Source organism: Pseudomonadota bacterium (assembly GCA_036141575.1).
GTDB lineage: Bacteria > Pseudomonadota > Alphaproteobacteria > UBA2136 > JAPKEQ01 > JAPKEQ01.
Genome location: JAYZXF010000011.1, coordinates 187,467 through 210,842, shown reverse-complemented (window position 1 = coordinate 210,842; position 23,376 = coordinate 187,467). Strand labels below are relative to the sequence as shown.

The 23,376-nt window shown below is 45.4% G+C and carries 25 protein-coding genes; 13 read left to right on the top strand and 12 right to left on the bottom strand.

Annotation, left to right across the window (positions count from 1 at the left end; all coding sequences use genetic code 11):
- Positions 1 to 84: 84 nt before the first annotated feature.
- The gene (locus VX730_05455) at positions 85 to 966 is read left to right on the top strand and encodes a GGDEF domain-containing protein (protein MEC9291832.1); all 882 of its coding nucleotides are present in this window, start codon (positions 85 to 87) and stop codon (positions 964 to 966) included.
- Between the two features lie 128 nt (positions 967 to 1,094).
- On the opposite strand, the gene recJ is transcribed toward VX730_05455, so the two are convergent.
- Positions 1,095 to 2,900 carry a single-stranded-DNA-specific exonuclease RecJ gene (gene recJ / locus VX730_05450; GenBank protein ID MEC9291831.1) on the bottom strand — a complete coding sequence of 602 codons (1,806 nt, stop codon included), beginning with the start codon at positions 2,898 to 2,900 and terminating at the stop codon, positions 1,095 to 1,097.
- A 2-nt stretch (positions 2,901 to 2,902) separates the two neighbouring features.
- Positions 2,903 to 4,039, bottom strand: a complete 1,137-nt coding sequence (locus tag VX730_05445) for an FAD-binding oxidoreductase (GenBank protein MEC9291830.1) — start codon at positions 4,037 to 4,039, stop codon at positions 2,903 to 2,905.
- 98 nt (positions 4,040 to 4,137) lie between these two features.
- Between VX730_05445 and VX730_05440 the strand changes: the two genes are divergently transcribed.
- The 5 genes from VX730_05440 to fliW all read left to right on the top strand — a co-directional run bounded on the left by VX730_05440 (position 4,138) and on the right by fliW (position 8,674).
- On the top strand, positions 4,138 to 5,037 hold the full coding sequence (locus VX730_05440) for a bifunctional 5,10-methylenetetrahydrofolate dehydrogenase/5,10-methenyltetrahydrofolate cyclohydrolase (GenBank protein MEC9291829.1): 900 nt from the start codon (positions 4,138 to 4,140) through the stop codon (positions 5,035 to 5,037).
- 108 nt (positions 5,038 to 5,145) lie between these two features.
- On the top strand, positions 5,146 to 6,948 hold the full coding sequence (gene flgK, locus VX730_05435; GenBank protein ID MEC9291828.1) for a flagellar hook-associated protein FlgK: 1,803 nt from the start codon (positions 5,146 to 5,148) through the stop codon (positions 6,946 to 6,948).
- Positions 6,949 to 6,960: 12 nt separating this feature from the next.
- Positions 6,961 to 7,869 carry a flagellin gene (locus VX730_05430; protein ID MEC9291827.1) on the top strand — a complete coding sequence of 303 codons (909 nt, stop codon included), beginning with the start codon at positions 6,961 to 6,963 and terminating at the stop codon, positions 7,867 to 7,869.
- A gap of 83 nt (positions 7,870 to 7,952) precedes the next feature.
- Positions 7,953 to 8,198, top strand: coding sequence for a carbon storage regulator CsrA (gene csrA / locus VX730_05425; GenBank protein MEC9291826.1), 246 nt, complete (start codon positions 7,953 to 7,955; stop codon positions 8,196 to 8,198).
- Positions 8,199 to 8,203: 5 nt separating this feature from the next.
- Complete coding sequence (gene fliW, locus VX730_05420) at positions 8,204 to 8,674, top strand: flagellar assembly protein FliW (GenBank protein ID MEC9291825.1); 471 nt, start codon at positions 8,204 to 8,206, stop codon at positions 8,672 to 8,674.
- Between the two features lie 170 nt (positions 8,675 to 8,844).
- Here fliW and VX730_05415 read toward each other — a convergent pair whose 3' ends face one another.
- A complete protein-coding gene (locus VX730_05415) occupies positions 8,845 to 9,501 on the bottom strand; it encodes a hypothetical protein (protein ID MEC9291824.1) in 657 nt (218 codons plus the stop codon).
- A 175-nt stretch (positions 9,502 to 9,676) separates the two neighbouring features.
- Between VX730_05415 and flhA the strand changes: the two genes are divergently transcribed.
- The 5 genes from flhA to VX730_05390 are packed head-to-tail and all read left to right on the top strand — an operon-like array spanning position 9,677 to position 16,003.
- Complete coding sequence (gene flhA, locus VX730_05410; GenBank protein MEC9291823.1) at positions 9,677 to 11,773, top strand: flagellar biosynthesis protein FlhA; 2,097 nt, start codon at positions 9,677 to 9,679, stop codon at positions 11,771 to 11,773.
- A gap of 14 nt (positions 11,774 to 11,787) precedes the next feature.
- Entirely contained in the window at positions 11,788 to 12,780 is a 993-nt protein-coding gene (locus VX730_05405; GenBank protein MEC9291822.1) for a hypothetical protein, read from the top strand.
- On the top strand, positions 12,777 to 13,565 hold the full coding sequence (locus tag VX730_05400) for a MinD/ParA family protein (protein ID MEC9291821.1): 789 nt from the start codon (positions 12,777 to 12,779) through the stop codon (positions 13,563 to 13,565). Before VX730_05405 ends, VX730_05400 begins: the two co-directional genes overlap by 4 nt.
- Positions 13,566 to 13,611: 46 nt before the next feature.
- Complete coding sequence (locus tag VX730_05395) at positions 13,612 to 15,642, top strand: hypothetical protein (GenBank protein MEC9291820.1); 2,031 nt, start codon at positions 13,612 to 13,614, stop codon at positions 15,640 to 15,642.
- 10 nt (positions 15,643 to 15,652) lie between these two features.
- Positions 15,653 to 16,003 carry a hypothetical protein gene (locus VX730_05390; GenBank protein ID MEC9291819.1) on the top strand — a complete coding sequence of 117 codons (351 nt, stop codon included), beginning with the start codon at positions 15,653 to 15,655 and terminating at the stop codon, positions 16,001 to 16,003.
- A gap of 131 nt (positions 16,004 to 16,134) precedes the next feature.
- Here VX730_05390 and VX730_05385 read toward each other — a convergent pair whose 3' ends face one another.
- Both VX730_05385 and fliI read right to left on the bottom strand, forming a co-directional pair.
- Positions 16,135 to 16,554, bottom strand: a complete 420-nt coding sequence (locus VX730_05385) for a flagellar FliJ family protein (GenBank protein ID MEC9291818.1) — start codon at positions 16,552 to 16,554, stop codon at positions 16,135 to 16,137.
- A complete protein-coding gene (gene fliI, locus VX730_05380; protein MEC9291817.1) occupies positions 16,551 to 17,918 on the bottom strand; it encodes a flagellar protein export ATPase FliI in 1,368 nt (455 codons plus the stop codon). Before fliI ends, VX730_05385 begins: the two co-directional genes overlap by 4 nt.
- A 105-nt stretch (positions 17,919 to 18,023) precedes the next feature.
- Between fliI and VX730_05375 the strand changes: the two genes are divergently transcribed.
- Positions 18,024 to 18,518, top strand: coding sequence for a chemotaxis protein CheW (locus VX730_05375; protein MEC9291816.1), 495 nt, complete (start codon positions 18,024 to 18,026; stop codon positions 18,516 to 18,518).
- Positions 18,519 to 18,576: 58 nt separating this feature from the next.
- Here the strand turns inward: VX730_05375 and rpmE are convergent, their stop codons facing one another.
- The gene (rpmE, locus tag VX730_05370; protein MEC9291815.1) at positions 18,577 to 18,786 is read right to left on the bottom strand and encodes a 50S ribosomal protein L31; all 210 of its coding nucleotides are present in this window, start codon (positions 18,784 to 18,786) and stop codon (positions 18,577 to 18,579) included.
- Positions 18,787 to 19,050: 264 nt separating this feature from the next.
- Here rpmE and VX730_05365 point away from each other — a divergent pair, with 264 nt between their 5' ends.
- The gene (locus VX730_05365; GenBank protein MEC9291814.1) at positions 19,051 to 20,256 is read left to right on the top strand and encodes a glutamate-cysteine ligase family protein; all 1,206 of its coding nucleotides are present in this window, start codon (positions 19,051 to 19,053) and stop codon (positions 20,254 to 20,256) included.
- 60 nt (positions 20,257 to 20,316) lie between these two features.
- On the opposite strand, the gene atpF is transcribed toward VX730_05365, so the two are convergent.
- The 6 genes from atpF to VX730_05335 form a co-directional block, all read right to left on the bottom strand.
- On the bottom strand, positions 20,317 to 20,811 hold the full coding sequence (gene atpF / locus VX730_05360; GenBank protein MEC9291813.1) for a F0F1 ATP synthase subunit B: 495 nt from the start codon (positions 20,809 to 20,811) through the stop codon (positions 20,317 to 20,319).
- A gap of 22 nt (positions 20,812 to 20,833) precedes the next feature.
- Positions 20,834 to 21,064: an ATP synthase F0 subunit C gene (gene atpE / locus VX730_05355; protein MEC9291812.1), complete on the bottom strand. Its 231-nt coding sequence runs from the start codon at positions 21,062 to 21,064 to the stop codon at positions 20,834 to 20,836.
- Between the two features lie 52 nt (positions 21,065 to 21,116).
- On the bottom strand, positions 21,117 to 21,887 hold the full coding sequence (locus tag VX730_05350; protein ID MEC9291811.1) for a F0F1 ATP synthase subunit A: 771 nt from the start codon (positions 21,885 to 21,887) through the stop codon (positions 21,117 to 21,119).
- Positions 21,888 to 21,998: 111 nt separating this feature from the next.
- Positions 21,999 to 22,184, bottom strand: a complete 186-nt coding sequence (locus VX730_05345; protein MEC9291810.1) for a hypothetical protein — start codon at positions 22,182 to 22,184, stop codon at positions 21,999 to 22,001.
- Between the two features lie 79 nt (positions 22,185 to 22,263).
- Positions 22,264 to 22,521, bottom strand: coding sequence for an AtpZ/AtpI family protein (locus VX730_05340; protein ID MEC9291809.1), 258 nt, complete (start codon positions 22,519 to 22,521; stop codon positions 22,264 to 22,266).
- On the bottom strand, positions 22,521 to 23,375 hold the full coding sequence (locus VX730_05335) for a DsbA family protein (protein ID MEC9291808.1): 855 nt from the start codon (positions 23,373 to 23,375) through the stop codon (positions 22,521 to 22,523). Before VX730_05335 ends, VX730_05340 begins: the two co-directional genes overlap by 1 nt.
- Position 23,376 lies beyond the last annotated feature (1 nt).

Below are 23,376 nucleotides of genomic sequence, written 5' to 3'. Positions count from 1 at the left end.
TAAGTTGTATTCATATTTAACAAAACAGGCTGAAAAACTCAAGATCAATTGTCGTTTCTTAGAAAGAGCGCTATACTACGCCCCATGAATTTTACAGCAGCACAAACACCGCCAACACTTGAGAACGAACGCGAAACTCTTATGAGTCGTGTAGATCTTGATGTACGCATGGTGAGTGCCATTGCTGGTGACCGTGCCATGAATGCACGTGAACAACATATCTTAGAGCGCCTTATGAATGAGCGCGGTGAAGGCATTTACTCTGACATCCTTTACGCCCTCACACACCGCTCCTTCCCTGCCCGTCAAGCCAAACATCTTTGGGATGAAATTGGCGCACACAGACAAGCGATGAAACAGACACTAGGACGTGACGTTGGCATTCCAGTAGCTACACATGATTACCTGACAAATATTGCCAACTTGATGAAGTCAGTGACAGTTATTGAAGAGAGCAAAATGGCTTCTCTGACAAATGTGGCAACACGTGATGGCCTGACCGGGCTCTTTGATCAAGCCACTTTCAAATATCGCCTAAAAGAAGAGCTCGAGCGCCAAGTTCGTTATGGTGGTGCACTGTCTCTCCTCATGTTTGATTTAGACCATTTTAAGAAATTGAATGACACTTATGGTCACGCTGAAGGCGACCGTGTCCTTAAAGGGGTTGCTGACGTGATCCGCTCACAAGTCCGCATGCTTGACGTAGCAGCGCGTTACGGTGGTGAAGAGTTTGCTGTTATTCTTCCAACTGTTGATACAGCAGGTGCCCTCCTCTTTGCGAACCGTTTGCGTGAAGCGATCTTTAAAGCCTTTGAAAGTGAAGAGTATACTGTCAGCATGAGTGGTGGAATCTGTACAAATCCTGAAACGGGCGATAAAAGCGCTGACGAACTGATTAAAGTTGCAGATAAAGGCCTTTACAAAGCGAAAGAAGCTGGCCGAAACCGCATTGAAATGGCTGAGTAGGTTTTTCTTAAAATCTACGCTCTTTATAAAGCATATAGGCAGAGGTAAATTTTTCTTTTTGCAAAGCGCAGAGTAGTACCAACTACTTCAGCTGAAGCAAAAGGGAAAAGTTATCCTGCATATAAGCTTTAGCCGATGAACTGTCCGGGACGGGCATCGTCTACATGAATCTTAATTTGCTCGCGACCTTGCCACGTATCTTTTTTAATACTTCCAAGGATTGAAACACCCATAGGCTGGCGGCTCATCAGCAGTGGGCCGAGATCACTTTCCATGGCACGGAATGCAATACCGCTAATTGTTTTCCCAGACCGATCTGAAAGCCAAACCTGTACATGCGAGCCATCTTTACCAACAGCTTTAGAGCGCACCACTTGCACACCGTTAAATACAAATTTAGGTTCAGGGTTGCCCATACCGTATGGCGCAAGCTTATCAAGTTGGCTGGTAAAATCAGATGTGAGAGATGATAGAGAGAGCACACCATCAAATTTCGTTACAGGCGTAAAGACATCTCTCCCTGCTTTTTCAGCCTGCTCACCAACCAACTGATCCAGACGTTTGCGGAATTCATGAATTTTATCTGCATCAATGGTCAGACCGGCAGCCATAGCGTGGCCCCCACCTTTTTGTAGCAGGTCTTCGCTATCACGCAGCGCTTTACCCAAGTCAATTCCTGAAATAGAACGGCCAGACCCTTTACCAACACCGTCCTCAACACTAATCACAAAGGTTGGGCGGTGTACTTTTTCTTTCAAACGTGCTGCCACAATACCAACAACACCAGGGTGCCAACCTTCCGCTTCAACCACCAAAGCATTATCACCCTCACGGAAAACTTGATCCATACGAATAATCGCATCTTCAAGAACTTCTGTTTCAACTTGTTTACGCTCTACGTTCAGCCCATCAAGCTTCACAGCAAGGGCTTGAGCTTCATTTTCATCAGTTGTAGACAGACACCTGGCACCAAGATCACAAGAATCAATACGACCACCCGCATTAATACGAGGGCCAATCAAAAACCCTGCATGGTACGTATTGGGATGTTCTGTAATGCTGCACACTTCTGCAAGAGCCTTAAGGCCTTGGTTTTTATAAGAGGCCATCATTTGGAGGCCACGCTTTGTGAGGATGCGGTTTACACCTATCAGCGGGACCATATCACATACACTTGAGACGGCCACAAGGTCTAGAAGTTCACGACTATCAGGCTCTTTAAGGTCATTCTCAGTGAAGAATTTTTGCCCGCGAAGTTCACGGTTCAGTGCAAGCACGAGATAAAACGCGACCCCTGCGCCACTAAGCATTGTGCATGGTGATGTTTCATCCACCCGATTTGGGTTAATAAAGGCAACACAAGCAGGCTTTTCAGGCTTAGTTTGGTGGTGATCTGTAATAATCACATCAAGGCCAATTTCTGCAGCACGTGCCATAGGCTCAAACGCGACACTTCCGCAGTCTACGGTAATCACAACTTCTGCACCCATTTCCTTCAGCTTATCCATCGCTTCTGGGTTTGGGCCGTAACCTTCTGTCATACGGTCAGGGATATAAAGGAGCGGTTCAGCGCCAAGAGCACGCAAGTAGCGCAAAAGAATGGCACTCGCACAACCACCATCTACATCATAGTCACCAAATACAGCAATGGTTTGCTTGTTTTTAAGCGCTATAACAAGGCGCTCAACGGCCTTATCCATATCCTTCAAATGAGACGGATCTTCTAAATCTGATAAATTGACATCTAAGAATGAAACTGCCGATTGAGGGTCAGTAATACCACGACCAACAAGAATGTGCGCCACACTCTCAGGCAGGCCTGTTTTACTTGATAGATCAAAAACGGCTTCGTCGTTATCGCTCCTGCGAGACCAACGTTTACCAGTCGCTGAGAGAGCAGTTGTTGCTTCTGCTGAAATAGGTTGTGATGTCATACCTACTTCTTACCAAAAGTTCGGTGTGGTGAAAAGGCGCTAATGTCAATTTTAGGGGCGCTGCCAGATGTTAGATCACAAAGAACATCTGCAACACCTGCTGCATATGCATAACTCTTACCGTTAAAGCCAATGGCATATGTAAGACCTTCATACTGCTCACTCTGCCCAAGGTATGGTGCATAATCAGGTGTAACAGCTGTACTCATCACATTCACTTCACGCAGTTTAGCACCTTCCATAGGCGTGAGGAGATCTGCAAAGTTACGCATTGTAAACTCAACCGCATGGTCGTCTGTTTCTGTGCGGCCTGTCGCTTGTGCAGGATCTTTAAGGGCTGTGTAAGAAATCAACATACGACCATCATCAAGGTATTTTGCGAGGATTTCACCATACTTAAGACGGTAACCAATCATTTGGTGAGGCACTTTTCCATTTGGAAACGCTTGAATGACATGACAACGCGCTGGGCGCATTGGCACTTCACCCTTAATACTTGTTAGGAAGCGGTTAGACCAAATGCCTGATGTGATAATAGTTGTGCCTGCATGGCACTCCTCCCCACTATCTGTCTTCACGCCAATAATTTTGTTTTCTCCATCAAAGATAAACTCCTCAACAGCGTCACTCCCCCAAATTTTTACACCACCTTGTGTAATATGTTTGCGAAGAGCATCTACAGCAAGGCGGCTGTTGATGGCTGCATCACGTGGGGCAATTAATGCACCTCTTACCGCATCAGACAGGCGATTTACTTGTAAATGCTCTTTAAGAGCTTCTAAATCTGATTCATAAAAACAATCAACACCGTCATCTTTAAGTTTTGTTGATTCTGCCAAAAGGCTAATGTGCTGAGACTCTGTACGAGAAAAGTAAACACTACCACGACGCTCTAAACCAAACGTCTCTTCATGTTTTTCGCCCGCCTCGCGCCATTTTTCGTAAGAATACCTCATAAAAGGCGTCACGCTTGGAACATGCCCAGCATGAAGAATATCACCGATGTTATAACGAGAAGACCCTGCGTAGAGTTTATCAATCAAGCGAACTGTTTTTCCCTCTTCGGCAAAACGGTAAGCCGCATACATTCCGATAATTCCGCCACCTACTATGCATATATCTGCTGTATCGATTGTCATATTCTCTTACAAACCTTGACAGGCAAGGCTCTTTCTCTTTTTATATTCTTCTTATATGCTTTTATTTTAACTGAACTCGGCAGGAGCACCTAGTAACAATGTACTTTTCTAAGAGACTTTTTCGTACACGTGCCCTTGCGGAGCACTACACAACCCTTGCTGAAAGCCATTGTAAAGCTTTAAAAGAAAAGGGAATTACCCCAAGCATGGCCATTATCCTTGTTGGGGAGAATCCAGCCTCTAAAATATATGTCAGACATAAGACGATTATGGCGGAAAAGCTCGGCATTGATGCGGTTGTTCACCAACTTCCAGCTGATACCACTTTTGAAAACCTAAAAGAAACGATTCAGCTGCTTGCAGCCACCGATGTATCAGGCATTCTGCTACAATTGCCTCTACCTGAGCATCTTACGCCACACAAGCAAGACCTTATTGATATGATTCCACCATCAAAGGATATTGATGGCCTTACAACGCACAATGCAGGGAACCTTGAAAATGGTGTTCTAAATGGTCTTAAACCCGCTACCCCTGTAGGTGTAATGCGCATTTTGGAAGCAACAGGGACACCCCTTAAAGGCAAAAGCGTAACAGTCATTGGCCGTTCCAATGTGGTTGGTCGCCCACTGGCAAGCCTACTCTCATATGCAGATGCAACAGTGATCACTTGCCACCAAGCGACAGACGACCTAGCTTTCTTTACACGCCTTGGAGATATTGTGATCAGCGCAGCCGGCGTTCCGAGACTGATTACAGCCAACCATATTAAGCAAGGCGCTTCTCTAATTGATGTGGGCACGACGCGCACAGATGAGGGCAAGCTTGCTGGCGACATACTGACACAAGATTGTGCAAAAAAAGCACGCTTTGTGACCCCTGTCCCAGGTGGTGTTGGCCCTATGACAATTGCCTCTCTGATGACGAATATCATTGATGCGAGCTATCTCAGCCACGGCCTAGAAGCACCAACTTGGCCAGCACCTGACCTTTCATAAAATTGGCAAAAATCACACATTTTTAAATTCTCATGCGTTTTTGGCATGCGTTTTGCTCGTACACCTTAAGGAAAAGTGCCCAAATGTAACTTAAGGAGATAAAACCAAATGCCATCACTTAGCTCAACCCTCGGATTGGCAGTACGCTCAATGCAAGTGAGCCAGACTGGTTTATCAACAATTTCCCACAACATTTCTAACGTCAATACACCAGGTTATGCACGCCAAGAAGTGATTCAAGGCGCTACTGCTGTTGCAGGCTTTGGTTCTGGTGTAGATATTTCAAGCATTCGCCGTACGGTAGACAGTGTTTTACAGAACAACCTTGTCGACCAAACGAGTGACCTTGCTTATAACAAAACACTTTATGCCGACCTAAAGAATGCTGAAGTTCTCTTTAGCCAACCTGGTAATTCAAACGGTATTGAAAGCCTGATGAACAACTTCTTTGATGAGCTTTCAAACCTTGCAAACTACCCTGATTCAAGCTCGCAGCGTATCGGTGTGGTAACAGCTGGACAGTTTATTGTGGATTCAGTGAACCAGATTCAACAAGGTCTCGAGTCTCTTCAGTTACAAATTGACCAACGCATTAAAGATGAACTCACATCAGTAAATGATGCGCTTCAAAATATTTCAGATTTGAACCAGCAAATTGTTGCGGTGAGCTCAAACACAATTAACGGTGCCAACGCCAACGATCTGATTGATGAGCGTGAACGTACAATTGAGTTTATTGCTGAGTACATTCCAATTAACGTGACATACTCTGAAGAAGGCCGCGCCCGTCTAACCGCTGAAAACGGCCGTACACTTGTTGACTACAGTGCTGCACAGCTTGAAGAAGTGCCATTTGACCCAGCACAGGCATTTTCAGACTTGGGTATCCGCCCAACACTTTCAAGTGGCATTCCAAGTAATCAAGTCTTTCCAATGGAGCTTGATACAAACCGTATTACATCAGGCCGCTTTAAAGCACTTGCAGACCTTCGTGACAGTGAGATTCCAGATTTAATGGCTGAAATGGACGAGTTCGCACGTGTTGTGATTTCTGAATTTAACGCCATTCATAGCCAAGGTACAGGTGTGCCTCCAGTAGATACATTTACAAGTGGGAACGGTGACCTCCTTTCTGGTGCAGGTGCAGACCTTGTAACAGAACTTGGACTACAAGCAGGTTCTACATTTAATGTCAGTGTTGTTGATGCTGACGGTAATATGATTAGTACAACCCTTGCAGCAGGTGGCGGTGCCGGTGGCATTAACCTTGGTGCAGGTCCAATCACTTACGCAAATATCGCTGCTGCGATTAACGGTAACGCAGACATTGGTGGTACGGTAAACGCCAGTGTAACTGTTGATGCCGATGGTAACCCACAGCTTCAAGTGCAAGAAACGTCTGGTAACTTCCTTGTTCTTGCTGATGAAACAGGAAACATGCTCAGCGCAGTTGGTATGAACAACTTCTTTACAGGACGTGACGCTTCAACAATGGCGATTCGCGCAGATATTGTTGCAACGCCTGAACTTGTTGCTTCCGCTCGCATGAGAGAAAGCGATGGTGGCCTTTCACTCTACGATAACAGAAATGCCATTGCGCTTTCTGAGCTTGCAACAACAGATGTGGCCTTTGGTGCTGCTGGTGATATTGGCGCAACAAGTACAACACTTACAGGCTACTACAACGATATTAACGGTACACTAGCTGTAGAGCTTGATAACGCTAATGACCGTCAAGAGTTTGTGCAAAAAGTTTACGATGACATTAGTGAACGTATTGCGAACACAAGTGGCGTAAACATGGATGAAGAACTTGCAAACATGATGCTCTTCCAGAATGCGTTTCAGGCGTCTGCGCGAGTGATCACAACAATTGACGAGCTATACGACACGCTCCTGCAAATTGTATAAAGGGTAAAACATATGGTTACTAGAATTTCTACATCATTTTTGAACTCAACCCTTGTAAACAGGCTGCAAACAAGCAATGTGCAAATTGCTAAAAATACATATCAGATTTCTTCTGGCCTTGAAGCGCGTCGTTACGAAGATATTTCTACGGAAACAAATGCCCTATTTGACCTAAAAGAACTGAGATCCAGCAACGAGCGCTACATTCGTAACATTGAAGATGTTACAGCCCGTCTAAGTTCATCTGAAAATGCCCTGCAAGGTCTATCAGACCTCATGGCTGATGCCTCTAACCTCTGGACACTTGGTCGTAATGAAAATAGTGCAGAATCACGCGCCGCCCTCGCCCCAAAAGCAGAAGCCCTCACGCGTACGTTTTATCAACTGTTCCAAACACAGTTTGAAGGCCGTTATATTTTCTCTGGTCAGGCAAGTGAAAACCCACCACTCAACCAGTCGCCAACGGCTAACATCTCTCCAGGTAACCCTGCGCCAACAACCTACTACACTGGTGACGTAGCACGCCCAAGTGTGATTACAGGTGAAGGCATTCAAATTCCATACGGTGTAACAGGTGATCAACAAGGTTTTGCAGATATGCTTGCCGGCCTTGAAGCCCTATGGTTTGGCCTTGAGAACAACTCAACAACTGAGATCGATAATGCGATTGAGCTCCTAAACAATGCTCAAACAGAACTAAGCGACATGCTTGGTGAAATTGGTGGACAGATTGAGTCTCTCAACCTGCTTAAAGATCGTCATGAAAGCGCAAATATTAACATTACTGAGCGCGTGGACGATATTGAAAAAGCAGATATTACAGAAGCCATTAGTAATTACAGTGCCAACCAAGCCGTACTTGAGTCATCTATGGCTATTTTAGCACGCCTGCAATCTACTTCTCTATTAGACTTCATTTAAGAGTAGGGAGAAACACTAGACAATGATGCAACAGTCAGCCACAATACACCGACAACAAATAATAATGTGGGACACACTCCTTAATGCTACTGATTACCAGACGGCAGGACGAATCGGTGATTATCAATGGCGACATCGAAGTCAAAATTGTCGACGTACGTGGCAACCGCGTGAAGCTTGGTTTCGAGTTTCCAGATGGCAGCACCGTTTACCGAAAAGAACTCTACCTCAAGATTCAAGAAGAGAACAAAGCCGCAGCCGATGTGAAGCCGGAACAAATTCTCGATGCCCTCAAATCTATTGGAAAACCCTCTAAAGGAGATAAATAGCCCTCATGAACCATACAGCAACAGTTTCAGATACAGCGAACAGCAGTAACGTTCTTACTTACAGCACGCGCTTTGGTGATGTAACCCTCCGTGAAGATCGCTTGGTCGGCTTTGACCAAGGTGTTCTTGGGTTTCCACATTGTAAAGTGTTTGGCCTCTCTCGTATGCCTGGTGGCGATGAGTCTCCTATTCTATTGATGCACTGCATCAGCGACCCTAGCGTAACATTTATGGTAGCTGACCCTGCAATTCTTGGCCTTGAGATTAAAGAAAAGGACAAGAAAGATGCTCTTGCAGCACGTAAAATGGACGCTAAGGAAACTCAATTCCTTGTGATTCTAACACTCTACGAGCAAGGTGATTCTTTCTTCCTGACAGCAAACCTGCGCGCTCCTCTCATGCTTGATAGCAAAAAACGTGAAGGTTACCAGCACATCCTAAGCAGTAACGAATACACAACTCAACATAAAATCTAAGTCTGATTTAAAAAGAAAAGAGCGCCAATGGCGCTCTTTTTTATATTGATTAAATTCGCTCAGCTGTAGCGAAAATTATTTTGTAAGAAGCGCGATGCCTGAAGTGCATAAAACATACATGAAGGCAAGCACTGGATTACAAAGTAATTTGCAGGTCAGCTGAGTAGAATTTAAATGATGTCGTTCTCACCCCAAGGGTACGGATACCCTGCCATCGTGAGTTCTTTCACATCAATTTTGCCCTGCTCAATAAAATAGCGCAGACCGCGTGCAATTGAACGTACATCATCCAAAGCATTGTGCGTGTGATGCCCTTCAGGCTTAGGAAGGCCAAGAAACTCAGCAAAGTCACCACTGCTAACCTTCATCAAGCTTTCTTCATCTACCCCTGCCTTGTAAAAAATTTTACGCACGTCACGGGCTTGCTTATGCGGGAATGCATGTTCTACACCGTGAATGTAACAGGTTTGTGCACTGCAGCTAAGATCATCTGGACCAAAGCTAAACACAAGATCATCGCCCACAAAGTCTTTCAGAATTTTCATAGCTGGCGCAAGTTCAAGACCACGATTATTGATCTCTTGGTTGCCAAAACCAAACAGCTCTTCCGCAAATTGATCAAGCTCCACCTGATTTCCTGCAAGATCACGCGGAATCACAATTTCATCCAACGCTTCAAGCTCAGGAAGCCCATCTTCAAGGCTCAGACGAATCACACCCATTTGCACAAGAAGCGGGGGAAGATCATACATGCCACGTCGCTTGCGGTCATGTGCGCCTTCAGCTGTCCAATATTCATAGTCCAAGATAATTACAGAATTTGCCATAGATACGGCCCTTTCGTTAAAAGAAACGGTTAGACTAGATTAAAGCACACACTCTATAGCACGTCCAGCCTGTCGCGTAAACATCACAGATCCCCTAGAAAATACCGAAGGGCCTTGGCTTTTCGTTACATTTTCGTCATAATAAGGGCAGAGATTGTGGGAAAATAACAATAATATGGCTGATTCCAAACCAAACGCGCTTGCTTTGGGTCTTAAGACCTTGAGACAAAGTGAAATTGCGCTCGCCCTTGGTGTGATGGGTATTTTGGTGCTGTTATTTGTCCCAATGCCATCTGTTGTGATGGACATGCTATTTACACTCAGTATTACAGCAGGTGTCATCATTCTTCTCACAGTTATGTTTGTGCAAAGGGCTATGGATTTCAGTGCATTCCCAATGCTTCTCCTGATTACAACAATGCTTCGCCTTGCGCTTAACGTTGCCTCAACCAGATTGATTTTAAGTGACGGACATACAGGCCCTGACGCAGCAGGTAAACTGATTGAAGCCTTTGGTACAGTTGTGATGGGCGGCCAATTTATTATTGGTATGATCATCTTCCTGATCCTTATTATTGTGAACTTTGTGGTGATCACCAAAGGTTCTACGCGTATTGCTGAAGTTGCTGCACGTTTCACACTTGATAGTTTACCGGGTAAACAAATGGCGATTGATGCTGACCTAAATGCAGGCCTTATCACAGAAGATGATGCACGCCTGCGCCGTAAAGAGCTTGAGAGCGAAACAGGTTTCTACGGGGCCATGGATGGTGCCTCGAAATTCGTACGTGGTGACGCGATTGCTGGCCTGATTATTACAGGTCTTAACATTGCTGTTGGTGTGGGTATTGGTGTGGTCACACATGATATGGCCTTCTCTGAGGCTGCCAACCGCTACATGCTCCTAACTGTTGGTGATGGTCTGGTGGCTCAGATCCCTGCCCTTGTTATTTCACTATCTGCAGGTCTTCTTGTTGCGAAAAGCGGTACAAGTGAAGCTGCGGGTAAAGTTGTCTTCTCACAAATTGGTAAGAACCCTGGTGCGCTTTACACAGCAGCAGGCCTACTTGTGTTACTTTCTCTTATGCCGAACATGCCACTCATGCCGTTTTGGGTGATGGCATCACTCATTGGTGGCCTTGGCTATATGCTGCAAAACCAAGAGCGGTTCTTCCCTGTTGAAGAAGACGTGATTGAAGCAGCTACTGAACTTGAAGAGGAAGATTTCAAACCTCAAGAAGAGCCAATTTCAAGCATTCTACATGTGGACACACTGCGCCTTGAGCTTGGCTATGGCTTGCTTGCACTGATTGATGAATCTAAAGGTGGCAAACTCACAGAACAAATTAAAGCGATGCGCCGCCAAATGGCAAAGGATGTTGGATTTGTTGTGCCGAGTATTCGTATCCAAGATAACATGCAACTTGGCCAAGGGGATTACCGCCTCTACATTAAAGATATTGATGCCGGTGATGGCGCCCTCCAGCCAGGTAAACTGATGGCTATGGACCCAACAGGGACTGCGCCGAGCCTAGAAGGTGAGCAAACAGTTGAACCAACATTTGGCCTACCTGCAACATGGATTCCTGAGCATAAACGTGAAGAAGCATCCTTTAACGGCTACACAGTGGTAGACCCTGCAACAGTGATCACGACGCACCTGACAGAAGTCATTAAAGACAACATGGCAGAGCTCCTCACACGTAATGAAACAGAGAAACTTCTGGATGAAATCCGTGAGAGTCATGGCAAGCTGATTGATGAACTGATCCCTGCACAAATGAGCATGGGCATCCTGCAAAAAGTACTGCAAACGCTGCTGAAAGAGCGCGTATCTATCCGCGATCTTCCAAGCATTTTAGAAGCTCTCAGCGACGCCGTAACGCAAACAAAAAGTATTACTCAACTCACAGAAATTGTACGTGCCCACCTTGCCCGTCAAATCTGTGTGAGCCTCATTAACCCTGATGGTGTAATTCCTGTAGTGTCACTCAGCGGCGGATGGGAAAAAGAATTTAGCGCAAGCATCCATACCCATGGAGAGGAGCGCCAACTCGCGATGGAACCAACAAAGGTTCAAGCCTTCATGAACACACTCAAAGACACCTTTGAGAACCACATGATGACAGGCGAACAGCCGGTGCTCTTAACCTCAGCCCGCAACCGGCCATTTGTCCGCTCTCTCCTTGAGAGAGCCCTGCCTTCTGTCCCTGTCATTTCACAGGCAGAAGTGCATCCAAAAGTTAAAATTAGAACGCTAGGAAGCCTATAAAGGGGATATGATTTATGAAAATTAAGAAGTTCCAAGCGAAGAACATGGGAGAAGCGCTCGGCATGATCCGTGACTCTCTTGGTGAAGATGCCGTTATTCTCAGCCAAGAAAAGATTACGGGCGAAACAGGCACAATGCTTGAAGTGACCGCAGCGATTGAGACGGAGAAAAAAGAAGATGCACCAGCAGCAATTCCTCTACGTCCTAAAACGCAGAGGGCAACCCATGGCCTTGAAGCGATTTTGAATCAACACGGTATTGATGAAGAGATTTCAACAAAAGTTACCCGTGCGATTTCAGCTTTAGAAGAAACAGGCTTTGATAGCACAGATACACTGGATATGGTGCTTGGGAAGATTGTTCCATTTGCAGCGCCAGCTGAAGCCTTCGATAAAAGTAAAACACATGTTTTCCTCGGTCCAAACGGCAGTGGAAAAACAACCACGCTTTGTAAAATTGCCGTACAGAAAAAGATGAACAACCAAAGCATTGGCCTCATCACGCTAGACTTCGGTAAGATTGGTGCCTTTGAGCAAATCAATATCTTTGCAAAAGCGATTGGTGAAAAAGCTTACATGGTGAGCAGTAAAGAAGACTGGGATAAAGTCCCTCAATCTGTGAAGAATGCGGATTACCTTCTCATTGATACGCCGGGCCTTAGCCCTTACAAGAAAGATCAGGTATCTTCTCTGGCAAGCACACTGCAAGAGCTTGGATTGAAAGACCTTCAGCTGCACCTTGTTGCACCAGGTTCTCTCCATGATAAAGAGCTACTGATGCTTCCAAGTGCTTATGCAGCACTCACGCCAGATACGCTTATCTTTACAAAACTGGATGAAACCATGCACTACGGCGGACTTATTAATCTTGCTGTAAGTAGCGGCCTTAAAGTCTGCTACATCACAGATGGTCCAAACATTCCAGATGACTTGGTTGAGCTGGATGCCGCCAGTCTTGCACAAAAAATTTCAACATCACCGCGCTACCCATGGGAGGACGCAGCATGAACCTAAACGAAACATCTTTGAAAATTGCAACAACACCTATCATCGCAATGGCGAGTGGTAAAGGGGGTGCAGGTAAAACAGGTATGACACTGAACCTTGCAACGCTTCTAACACAACAAGGGCTTAAGGTTCTTGTATTTGATGGTGATATGGGTCTTGGTAACGTAGATGTACAACTTGGTATGACACCAAACAAAGATCTTGGCCATGTGATTGCAGGCCAAGCAACTTTGGAAGAAGTGATCTCTAAAAGTGAGCGTGGTTTTTGGGTAATTCCAGGGCGCAGTGGCCATGAGCAACTGCCTTTCCTAACGGCTCTAGAGCAACGTGACATCCTCAAAGAGCTCCGCAACGTGGCAGGTGCTTTTGATGTGGTGCTTATTGATGTTGCCGCAGGTGTTGGTAAAGAAGTTCTGACGTTTGTAGAATACGCAGACCGTACTCTATTGGTAACAACACCAGACCCAAGTTCAATTACTGATGCTTATGCTGTCGCAAAGCTTTTAAAAGTTCGTTACAACAAGTCAACTTGTGAGATTCTTGTAAACAATGCGGGTAGTGAAGCTGAGGGCCGTATGACATACGAAAAGATCAAAACTGCGGCTGAAAAATTCCTAAAAATTGATCTGCCACTTGTTGGTATTGTTCCGCATGATCGCCAGTATGCTGCCGCTGTTAAAATGCAGAAAGTGGCGTCTCAAGCCTTTCCAAACTGCGATGCCGTACGCGCTTTGACCACAATTGCGAAGAAAATTGCTCCAAAACGCGAAAAACAAGCCGCTTAAGGCCTGTTTTTCGTAAGTTTGGCGTTATTTTTGAATGAAATAGGTCATGAACACACTTAGTACCAGTACGCAGCTTGTTATTGTCGGTCAAGCCGGCACACCGAGCCGTCGTGAGGTTTCTGTATCTTTTAACCCTCCTCTTAAAGACCCCGTTCCAAAAGGAGAGATAGAGGCACAGATTGTTCGCAGTAACAGCAAAGGTGAATCTACGGTTCGTTTAAGTGATGGACGAGAAGTACAAGCTCGCATCACGCCTCCTCTGCCAAAAGGTACAGAACTTAAGCTTCGCATCACTCATGCTGGCAAAAAAGCTCAAACGCTTCGATTTGAACTTCCACAGGCCACTGTACCAAGCAAAGGCGCAGATCAAGCAGCAAGCAGCGCAGCTTCAGCTTCTACAAACGCAACTGCCACCAAAGGGGCACAACTTCCACTCGATGGTCTAAAAGCAGTTTTAACAGGCACGCATACAGCTCAGCCAACAAGTAAAGGCGCGCCCTTAACTCTACCAAGTACACCTGTTGAGGTGCGCGTGACAGGCCATACCCCAACCTCAAGCCAAACAGGGACATCACAGCTTATACTAACAGTCCTCTCCCCGACGAATCGTGGGACCCAAGATTTTACTGTGAAACTGCCACAAAAACTGCCAGTTGGCACAACACTCAATATTAAACCATCAGGAAACCCATCCACAACGACAGGGCAGCCTGTTAAGGTCAGTATTGAATCTATCAACGTGAAGCCTGAAGCTTTGCCACAACCAAGCACGCCATCAACACAAGGGCGCACCGAAGCACTTGCGCCGCGTACCATTCCTGTCAGCCAAACTCACGTTTCAAAACCTTTAGAACAGCTCATTTTACAAAAGCTTTCAGCAGCGCCAGAAGCCGCACAAGCACAAGTTAAGCAGCCACTTTCTGAAGCTCCTCGCGTGAGACTATACCCTGTACAGAGCGCACCTGTGACAGTGTCCCTCAATGCACAAAAAACATTACAGTTTGAAACGCCTGTTTCACTCAATAGAGGTGCAGAAGCAAGCGCACTTCCAGCGAAGGATGTTCCTACACTCCGCACCCCCTCACCAATTCCGGTAGATGGGCATGCACGTATCAGCTTTAAACCAACGCCAACAGGCAGGCCATCAGGCACCATGACAGCAATCAACCAAGTTGTCTTTACCCCTGCCCCAGCAGCAGGTACGGCACAACCCGGCCAACAAGTCGCTGTCATCCAATCTCAAATGGGCGAAGGGTTTTACAGCATTAAACTGGAAGGGCGACCGCCTCTTATTATTGGGGCCCCATCAGAAACACCTCTCCCAGTAGGTACCAAGCTTGTACTCAGCAACAAACCTGACGGCACCACCATGATTAACCAAATCATTACGCCTTCCCTTACGCCGGGCGCTCAAGTGCAAGAGGCCATGGGTCAAAAATGGGACGGCTTGTTTAAAGCGCTCGAGATACTTTACCAAAAAGGCCATGATGACGCTGGTACAAAGCTTTATGATAGTTTGCCACGCCTCGGTGAAGGCTTCATGGGTCCTTTCCTCTCCTTTGCTGAAGCTGTTGCTAAAAATGACATTTCACGTTTTGTAGACCGAGATACTGTCAATATTTTACGCGCACTTGGTGTAGACCTTAGCGCTGATACATCTCAGCTTAATATGGCTGCTCGTAATGATGTTGGGGATAACAGCTGGCGTAGCCTCATTTTCCCATTCCTTGAAAATTACGGAGACACACCTGACCAAGGTCACTTTTTCTGGAAGAGAGATAAAGGCGGTGACGGCAAAGCGCCATCAAGCCAATTTGTCTTCCGTTTCGGCCTTAGCGAGCTTGGCCCCATCCACCTTGATGGCCGCGTAGATGGCATGTCTCTTGTTTTAAATATGAAGCTTGAACGCCCACTGAGCAAAGATGCTGAACAAGGCTTAAGAAAACTGGTTGAAAACGTTGGATCTGGTTACGGGTTTGACGCTAAAATTGATATTCAAGTGCTTGAAGAGCTTCCACCACCTCCAGTAACTGGAGCTGAGCTCACTGGCGACACACAATTCAATATGAATGTATAAGGATAAAAACATGGCATTCCCTGAACTGATCGATGTGAAAAGTGACTCTGCATGGCCTCTCGTGCGCCTGAGCACCAATTTAGAGGGCGGCAAACTCCATGTAAGCTACTTGTGTGATAAGCATACAGTTGATACCAGTGCGCTTGATACATGGCTATCAGATTCTAAGATTGAGAATGTTGATGATTTGCAGACTCTGAAACATAAGGTTTACCACGACCTTATGCCTAAAGCGTTGCAGATGGTGTTTGTTTCAGAGCAGAGTAGTATGTCTACAAGAGAGATTCAGCCAGGATTGAGCCTTCCCAAAAGCCTTGAAGACCTCCTGAATGACGAACTCACAAAGCGCACAATCTATTAACCCTCAACCTGATCATAACCTCTTAGAAACGAGCGAAAATTATTGATTATGAGAGCCGTAGCGCAATGTACTTATTGTACCTGAGCAACGGAAGCGAAAGAATCAATAATTTGCAGCCTTTTATAAGAGGATTAGGACTGGTTGGAGTACATCGTTGCAGCCACTTCATCTAAAGCTTCCTGCTGCTTTTTAGCGCGTGCTTTACGCTCCTCTTCAGCTTTACGCTCCATAAGAATCTCATAACGGCGCTGCTCTGCATAAAGAGCTGTTAACTCTTCACGGCGCTCTGCAAGGATGGCTTCTGCGTCCACAGCTGCTTCATTAATATCTTGAATTTCAGCATCAGCCATTTCTTTAAAAAGGCCTGCTTGGTTGAGTAGAAATGCATCCCCAGCTTGCATGGCTGATTTATGCTCACTCTCCATTTTAGAAGTCAGCTCAGCTTTACGATCTTCCATCTGTTTCATTACAGCAAGAATCTCAGAAATTTGACGCTGTTTTTCATCAGTTGCTCGTTTGGCAACTTTCTGTAAGGTACTTAATGTACTCATTGAGGAATCTCACCCTCTTGAGGATTCACCTTACGCGCTCCGTTGCCTTTAAGGGCCTCAGCAAGGCTACTAAAGCTTGCGGCTTGCTCAGTATGATCCTTTGGTGCTTGCTTTAGGAACGCCTCAAGCTTTGGCATATGGCGAATGGCTTTATCTACTGCAGGGTCACTTCCTTCTTTGTAAGCCCCGAGACGAATGAGCTCTTCCATATCATTATAAGTAGAGAGCAGGCCACGGGCTTCTGTCACTGATTTATGCTGGTCTTCGTCGTAGCACGCTGGCGCCATACGAGAAATAGACTTAAGAACCTGCACCGCAGGGAAATGCCCTTTTTCTGCAAGCTTACGCTCAAGAACAATGTGGCCATCTACAATACCACGCACCGCATCGGCCACAGGTTCTTCCATGTCCCCCCCTTCTACCAATACGGTAAATAGGGCTGTAATTGTTCCTTCATTTTCACGACCTGGACCTGCACGCTCTAAAAGGCGTGGCAACTCACTAAATACAGACGGCGGATAACCACGTGTAGTTGGAGGTTCACCAATAGACAGACCGATTTCACGCTGTGCCATAGCAAAACGCGTCACACTATCCATAAATAGCATCACGTCTTTACCTTGATTTCTAAAGTATTCTGCAACAGTAAGCGTAAGGTATGCCGCTTGACGGCGCATCATTGGCGGTTCATCACCCGTCGCAACAATCACAATAGAGCGTTTCAAACCTTCTTCACCAAGTTGCTCTTCTACAAACTCACGTACTTCTCGACCACGCTCACCAATGAGGCCAATCACGTTAATATCAGCTTCACTATATTTGGCAACCATAGACATCAGAACAGACTTACCTACACCAGAGCCTGAGAAAATTGCCATACGCTGACCTTTACAGAAGGGTAGGAATGTATTGAGAACGCGCACGCCTGTATCTAGCATACGCCCCACAGGCTTACGGTCACGTGGGTTAGGCGCCTGCGCTTTGAGAGGTAGATTTTCATGTGCTGTTGGCAGAGCACCTTTGCCATCAATTGGTTCACCAAGAGCATTAATCACACGACCGACCATACCCATGCTTACAGAGGCAATATGACCTTCACGATCTTCAATCACCTTAGCGCCAATAGAAATACCTTCCATGCTACCAAATGGCATAACGGTACACACACCTTCAGAAAGCGCAACTACATCACCAAGGATGCGCTCACCATCAACTTTTTCAACAGAAACACGCTGCCCGAGGAACGGCCTTGTGAGACCACTACATTTAAGCATGAGGCCATGAATATCCGTGACATGACCAAAGTGTCTGACAGGGCTAATTTGGTCTGACTGTTTAAAGAGCGGGTCAAAAGGGTTGTTCATGCTGTTTCGAGTGTTTCTTTTTCTGCGTTTTTATTTTATGCTTTATTGTAGCGTATCCCTTAAGAGATATGCAAAATTTGAACCAAAATAAAAAGAATAAGCTCCATGGCAGATGCTGTACAGCAAGATATAAATGCAATTGTTCAACTGGTTACCTTCTATCTTGTAGGAGAGCAGTTCGCGCTTCCAATTCATGATACACGTGAAATTACCCTTATGATGGACATTACCCCTGTCCCATCAGCGCCTGAGTTTGTTGAAGGTGTGATCAACCTTCGTGGCCAAATTTTACCTATTATCGATCTTCGTAAACGCTTTGATTTAGAGCCTAAAGAGTATGACGCAGATACACGCATTATTATCTGCCAACTTGGTGGCAACATGGTTGGTCTCATTGTAGATGCTATCCATGAAGTGATGCGCATTCCTGAAAACAGCATTACCCCTGCCCCTAAGATTGTTGCTGGCGGCGTTGGAAATGAATACATCAAAGGCATTACACACCAAGGCAAAGACGGCAAGGACATGATCATCCTGATTAATCTTGGCAAAGTGTTCTCTAAAGGTGAGCTCAACGAACTTGGCGAAATGGCTGAGTAAACAAACCGTTTAATATAAAAAAGAGGCCCGAAGGCCTCTTTTTAGATTTGTGTATGAATTACATACCAAACTTACGTTTGAAGGCATCAACACGACCTTCAGTATCAAGCATACGGCGCTGACCTGTGTAAGCTGGGTGTGATTTAGGGTCTACACCAAGTACAAGTTTGTCGCCTTCTTTGCCCCAAGTTGAGCGTGTTTCGTAAGTTGTGCCATCAGTCATTTCCACAGTAATTGTGTGGTAATCTGGGTGGATATCTTTTTTCATGTCAATTGCCTTCATTTAAATCTTGTTTTGCCCTTTAAACCCTAGGATTCGGGTCGCAAATAACCCATTAACTTCGGCAAAGTACAGCCAAACACCTATTCTGACAAGGACTTTTTTCAAGATAAGTCTGATTTTTTAATATTTTACACCTCTTTTACTTGCCCTTTAAGAGGAGGTTACCTATATATATCTTATAAATATGCCTTTTTAAGGCACTCTCTCTCTTTCCTTTTTCCACCCCCTTACAACGGAGGCTACCTCTGCATGTCTAATGTTGAGCACGTTGCAACAGAAGGTGAAGGCTATCTGCTAAATGCAGAAACCTTTCAACCCAACCTGTGCCAACACGTTCAGGATGAGTTTATTCGGCGTTGCTGCAAGAAAATTCAAGCAGCTTACGAGAACGGTCAAATTGCGGACTCCATTGCCCGCGCCACCATCAAACATGAAGCCCGCGTCCATCAAGTTGAGTTCAACTCTGGTGCACACAGCAACATGGACGACTTTAATGCAGAAATGCATTTTATTCGTAAAGTGTTGGTGAATACAGCTCGTGATATGGGCCTTGTTTACATTAGTGCTGGTGCAAGCCCAGTCACGTTTCAAGAAAGCCCAGCAATCACATCTCAAAGCCGTTACCAAGAAACCTTGAAAAAGCTTAAAGGTGGTGCTGTGTTTGAGCTCATGAAGGATTTTGATCCTTGTGCTGCTCACTTTCATGTAGAAGTCACTGACCCTGATGACCGAGTTCGTCTGATGAATGCATTTCAGGAATTCCTGTGGCTCTTCCTTGGCTTGTCGCTTTCCAGCCCCATTACAGCTGGTAACAACTCTGGCTTTCATAGCACGAGGCAACAAGCATGGTCGAATTTTCCAAACTCTGGTGTTTACACTGGTGCTGCCAAAACTTTGGCAGAATGGAATAACTACATTGAAGCGCAGAAAGTCATTGGTGAAGCTGAAGATGCCACAACTATGTGGTATTGGGTGCGGGCGTGCAAAAAGCAGCCCACTTGTGAAGTCCGTGTAGCTGATGCAATCACCTACGTGGATGACATGGCTCCCATTGCAGCTCTGACAGCCGCTCTCAAAGGCTACCTTCTGGACCACCCTGAGCGGGCACTGGAAGACCCTGGCATTGTGACGAGCAACCTAAATGCTGTGACTGAACACGGGCGTCGCGCCTATGTGAACATCCTGCAAGATGATGGCAGTTACGGCAAGCTTCGCTTCCGCCATGCTGCTGAAGCCATCCTGAAAGACTTGGAGCCTTATGCTAAGGTTGCCATGAGCGGCACTGCTTTCCCATATTTTGAAAAGCTTTACAAAATTCTGGATCGCACGGCTGTTTCTTCAACCATTCTGAAGCATTATCATGATGCGCTTGCAGAGAATGATGATGATGAAGCCCATGCTGAGGAAGCAGTTATAAAGTTCCTCGCTTGTGCAACCGCCAAGTTTAACGCTTAAACGAAACACTAAAAAGGCCGCCCATTGGGCGGCCTTTTTGCGTATATGACATACGTAAGCTTAGTGAACAAGGCCTTTAATGGCTTCGTCAGTTAGCTTACTTGCAGTCTTTTTATCAACGCTTTGCTCTACAAGCTTTTCAGTCGCTGTTACAACGATGCTTACAACATCATCATGTAGCGTCTCAAGTGCGCGAGCGCGGGCTTGCTCAATGCTTTTTGCCGCTTCTGCACTCTTACGAGAAATTTCAGTTTCGAGTTCTGTTTTTCTCGTCTGTACGATTTGCTCAGCTTCCATACGTGCGCGTGTCACGATTTCAGCAGCTTCCTCGCGAGCTTGCTTCACTTGCTTCTCGTAAGCAGCAAGCGCTTCTTGAGCTTCAGTTTTAAGAGCAGAGGCTTTATCAAGGTCATCCTTAATACGGCCAGCGCGCTCGTCCAACACATCGTTGATGGCAGGAAGAGCCCATTTCCACATAAACAGCATCAAAAGAACAAACGAAAGCGTCGTCCAGAAGAGCTGGTTATGTAGATATTCAGCATTCAACAGGTCCATAAGGTTCCCTCAGCGTTTTAAATTATACGAATAGGATAAGCATTGCGATAGCGAACGCGAATAGTGCAATCGCTTCTACAAGTGCCATACCAATAATAAGGTACTTACTTAGCGCGCCTTCCATAGATGGTTGGCGAGCAACAGCGTTAAAGAAGTTACCAAATACGATACCAAGACCGATACCAGCACCGATCATACCAAATGCAGCAAGACCTGCACCAATTACTTTCAAAGAAGCAGCTTCAGTTGCCATGTTTCTTTTTCCTTTTTTAAGTTAAAACTTATATTAATGTTGGTGTTACGACCTAGTGCAGGTGTAACGCATCATTGAGATACACACAAGCAAGAACCGTAAAGATGTATGCTTGAAGTACCGCAACAAAAATTTCAAGTAGAGTAAGAGCAGTCAGCATTGCGAATGTCACCATGCTCATTGCTCCAATTCCTAGAACTCCGAAAAGTCCCATTGTGCTGATTGCAGCCATAAACATTACGATAAACGTTGCCACAACTTTAATAAGAATGTGACCCGCCATCATGTTTGCACATAGACGAATTGTCAGTGTAGCTGGGCGTGCAATGAACGACATAATTTCTAGAAGCATAATAAATGGTGCGATGGCCAGTGGCGCACCCTTTGGCCAAAACATGCCAAAGAATTTAAGGCCGTGCAGGTAAACACCAAAGAAAACAACCATAAGGAAGACAGTCAGCGCCAGTGCACCTGTTACAAACACCTGAGATGTTGATGTAAACGAACCTGGCACCATACCAAGAAGGTTAATCATCGCGATGAAGAGGAAGAGTGTAAATACAAATGGAACAAACTTAAGACCAGCCGTCCCTGTTGTATCTTTTACCATGCCATGGATAAAGTCGTACGTCACTTCGGCAAGCATTTGCATGCGGCCTGGTACGATTTCTTTTTTACGTACAGCAAACGCGTACAAAAATGAAACTGCAATAACAGAAAGAAGCATCCAAAGTGATTGGTTTGTCATGACTACATGTTGGCCAAGCACATCAAACTCAGCAACCTTTTCAATCTTAAACTGCTTTAGTGGATCCATTCCCATGGAGGGCATACCCTTTTTCTTAAAAAATCTTTTCAGCCAAAATGTATGTGAAGATGGCGCATAAGTCAACAAAAAGACGCCCCAAAAATAGGGGCGCCTCTAATCGATTTTTTACGATGCATCAGTATCATCGCCATCAGCGTCGGTCTTGGTCGCACGGACAATATGCACAACCATCAAAATGAAGCCTGCGATAGCTCCTACTGCAGCGCCAATACCGTCACCAACAAACCATCCAACGCCAGCACCTGCCCCCAAATAACCAAGGGCAATTCCAGACAAAGCAAAACCGTTCATAAGGGTTCTCCAATAAAAAAGTGAGGAAGATAAAAACCTTCCCCACTTTACGCGTTTTCTTTTGCTTTGCAATGAAAAGCTAGGATTTCTCAGAATCTTTTTTCTGAGCTTCAGATAGCATAATCCAAATTTCACGCATACCAGCAACAAAACCAACCACAATCATAACCAGCATTAAAATTGGCTTTGTACCTAAAAGGTGATCTAAACCAAGACCAATGGCACCGCCAAGAATCACGCTCACAACAAGGTTGAGGCCAACAGTATAGCCGCTGCCCCAACGGGCTGTTTGTGAATCTTCTTCACTCTGGTTTTGCATATCTGGATTTTCAGTCATTATTTTTGTCCTGCAATAATGTCATCAATCATCTGCTCAATTGTTGTTACGCTCTGCGTATTTTTAACGCGCTGCGCATCAATAAATACAGTTGGCGTACCTTCAACCTTAAGCGCATTAATCGCTTCTTCACGGCCGTATGTAATTGTTGCTTGGATTGTTTCATCCTTTGCACATGCTTCAAACGTATCTGAATCCATACCGCCAAGACGTGCAAACTTCTTCAGCGCACTTACAGGGTCTTTAGCTTGAGACCACTGTTTTTGTGATGAGTAGAACACTTCAACAAAGCTCATTTGCTGCTCTTTAGGCGCACAACGTGCCACTTTAGAAGCAAGAAGCGCTAGGTTATCCCAAGGAAGTTCACGGTAGATAAAGAAGAGTTTACCTTCTTTAATTGGACCGTCTTTAAGAATTTTTAGCGTTTTGTTGTGAAAATCTGCACAGTGACCACATGTTTTAGATGCATATTCAATCATCTGTACTGGCGCGTTAGGGTCACCGAGAGTTATATCTGTTGCACGGTAACGCAGGCCTTCTGGAAGATCACTACGGTTATAAGCACGCGCTTGAGAGCCGTCTATTTTTTGGGGCACCTCAGATGTTTCTTCTGCACTTGGAAGAGTTTCCATCACTTTTTCAGCCTGCATGCTCAGGTCTTCTGACATCTCTTCAACCATTTTTTCAACAGTTGGTTCCGTCATATCATGCGCATCATCAATCATATCTTGTACGTTTTGCGCTGGAAGTGCAGATTCAGCATGAGCAGAATTTTTAAGCATGCCACTTTGAATAATACCGTAACCACCTGCAGCAATAAGAACTGCCGCTCCCAATAGGTAAGTTGTCTTCATG

Coding starts and splice junctions, on each gene's coding strand:
- VX730_05455 (MEC9291832.1), top strand. CDS start 85: ATGAATTTTACAGCAGCACAAACACCGCCAACACTTGAGAACGAACGC.
- recJ (MEC9291831.1), bottom strand. CDS start 2,900: ATGACATCACAACCTATTTCAGCAGAAGCAACAACTGCTCTCTCAGCG.
- VX730_05445 (MEC9291830.1), bottom strand. CDS start 4,039: ATGACAATCGATACAGCAGATATATGCATAGTAGGTGGCGGAATTATC.
- VX730_05440 (MEC9291829.1), top strand. CDS start 4,138: ATGTACTTTTCTAAGAGACTTTTTCGTACACGTGCCCTTGCGGAGCAC.
- flgK (MEC9291828.1), top strand. CDS start 5,146: ATGCCATCACTTAGCTCAACCCTCGGATTGGCAGTACGCTCAATGCAA.
- VX730_05430 (MEC9291827.1), top strand. CDS start 6,961: ATGGTTACTAGAATTTCTACATCATTTTTGAACTCAACCCTTGTAAAC.
- csrA (MEC9291826.1), top strand. CDS start 7,953: ATGCTACTGATTACCAGACGGCAGGACGAATCGGTGATTATCAATGGC.
- fliW (MEC9291825.1), top strand. CDS start 8,204: ATGAACCATACAGCAACAGTTTCAGATACAGCGAACAGCAGTAACGTT.
- VX730_05415 (MEC9291824.1), bottom strand. CDS start 9,501: ATGGCAAATTCTGTAATTATCTTGGACTATGAATATTGGACAGCTGAA.
- flhA (MEC9291823.1), top strand. CDS start 9,677: ATGGCTGATTCCAAACCAAACGCGCTTGCTTTGGGTCTTAAGACCTTG.
- VX730_05405 (MEC9291822.1), top strand. CDS start 11,788: ATGAAAATTAAGAAGTTCCAAGCGAAGAACATGGGAGAAGCGCTCGGC.
- VX730_05400 (MEC9291821.1), top strand. CDS start 12,777: ATGAACCTAAACGAAACATCTTTGAAAATTGCAACAACACCTATCATC.
- VX730_05395 (MEC9291820.1), top strand. CDS start 13,612: ATGAACACACTTAGTACCAGTACGCAGCTTGTTATTGTCGGTCAAGCC.
- VX730_05390 (MEC9291819.1), top strand. CDS start 15,653: ATGGCATTCCCTGAACTGATCGATGTGAAAAGTGACTCTGCATGGCCT.
- VX730_05385 (MEC9291818.1), bottom strand. CDS start 16,554: ATGAGTACATTAAGTACCTTACAGAAAGTTGCCAAACGAGCAACTGAT.
- fliI (MEC9291817.1), bottom strand. CDS start 17,918: ATGAACAACCCTTTTGACCCGCTCTTTAAACAGTCAGACCAAATTAGC.
- VX730_05375 (MEC9291816.1), top strand. CDS start 18,024: ATGGCAGATGCTGTACAGCAAGATATAAATGCAATTGTTCAACTGGTT.
- rpmE (MEC9291815.1), bottom strand. CDS start 18,786: ATGAAAAAAGATATCCACCCAGATTACCACACAATTACTGTGGAAATG.
- VX730_05365 (MEC9291814.1), top strand. CDS start 19,051: ATGTCTAATGTTGAGCACGTTGCAACAGAAGGTGAAGGCTATCTGCTA.
- atpF (MEC9291813.1), bottom strand. CDS start 20,811: ATGGACCTGTTGAATGCTGAATATCTACATAACCAGCTCTTCTGGACG.
- atpE (MEC9291812.1), bottom strand. CDS start 21,064: ATGGCAACTGAAGCTGCTTCTTTGAAAGTAATTGGTGCAGGTCTTGCT.
- VX730_05350 (MEC9291811.1), bottom strand. CDS start 21,887: ATGGGAATGGATCCACTAAAGCAGTTTAAGATTGAAAAGGTTGCTGAG.
- VX730_05345 (MEC9291810.1), bottom strand. CDS start 22,184: ATGAACGGTTTTGCTTTGTCTGGAATTGCCCTTGGTTATTTGGGGGCA.
- VX730_05340 (MEC9291809.1), bottom strand. CDS start 22,521: ATGACTGAAAATCCAGATATGCAAAACCAGAGTGAAGAAGATTCACAA.
- VX730_05335 (MEC9291808.1), bottom strand. CDS start 23,375: ATGAAGACAACTTACCTATTGGGAGCGGCAGTTCTTATTGCTGCAGGT.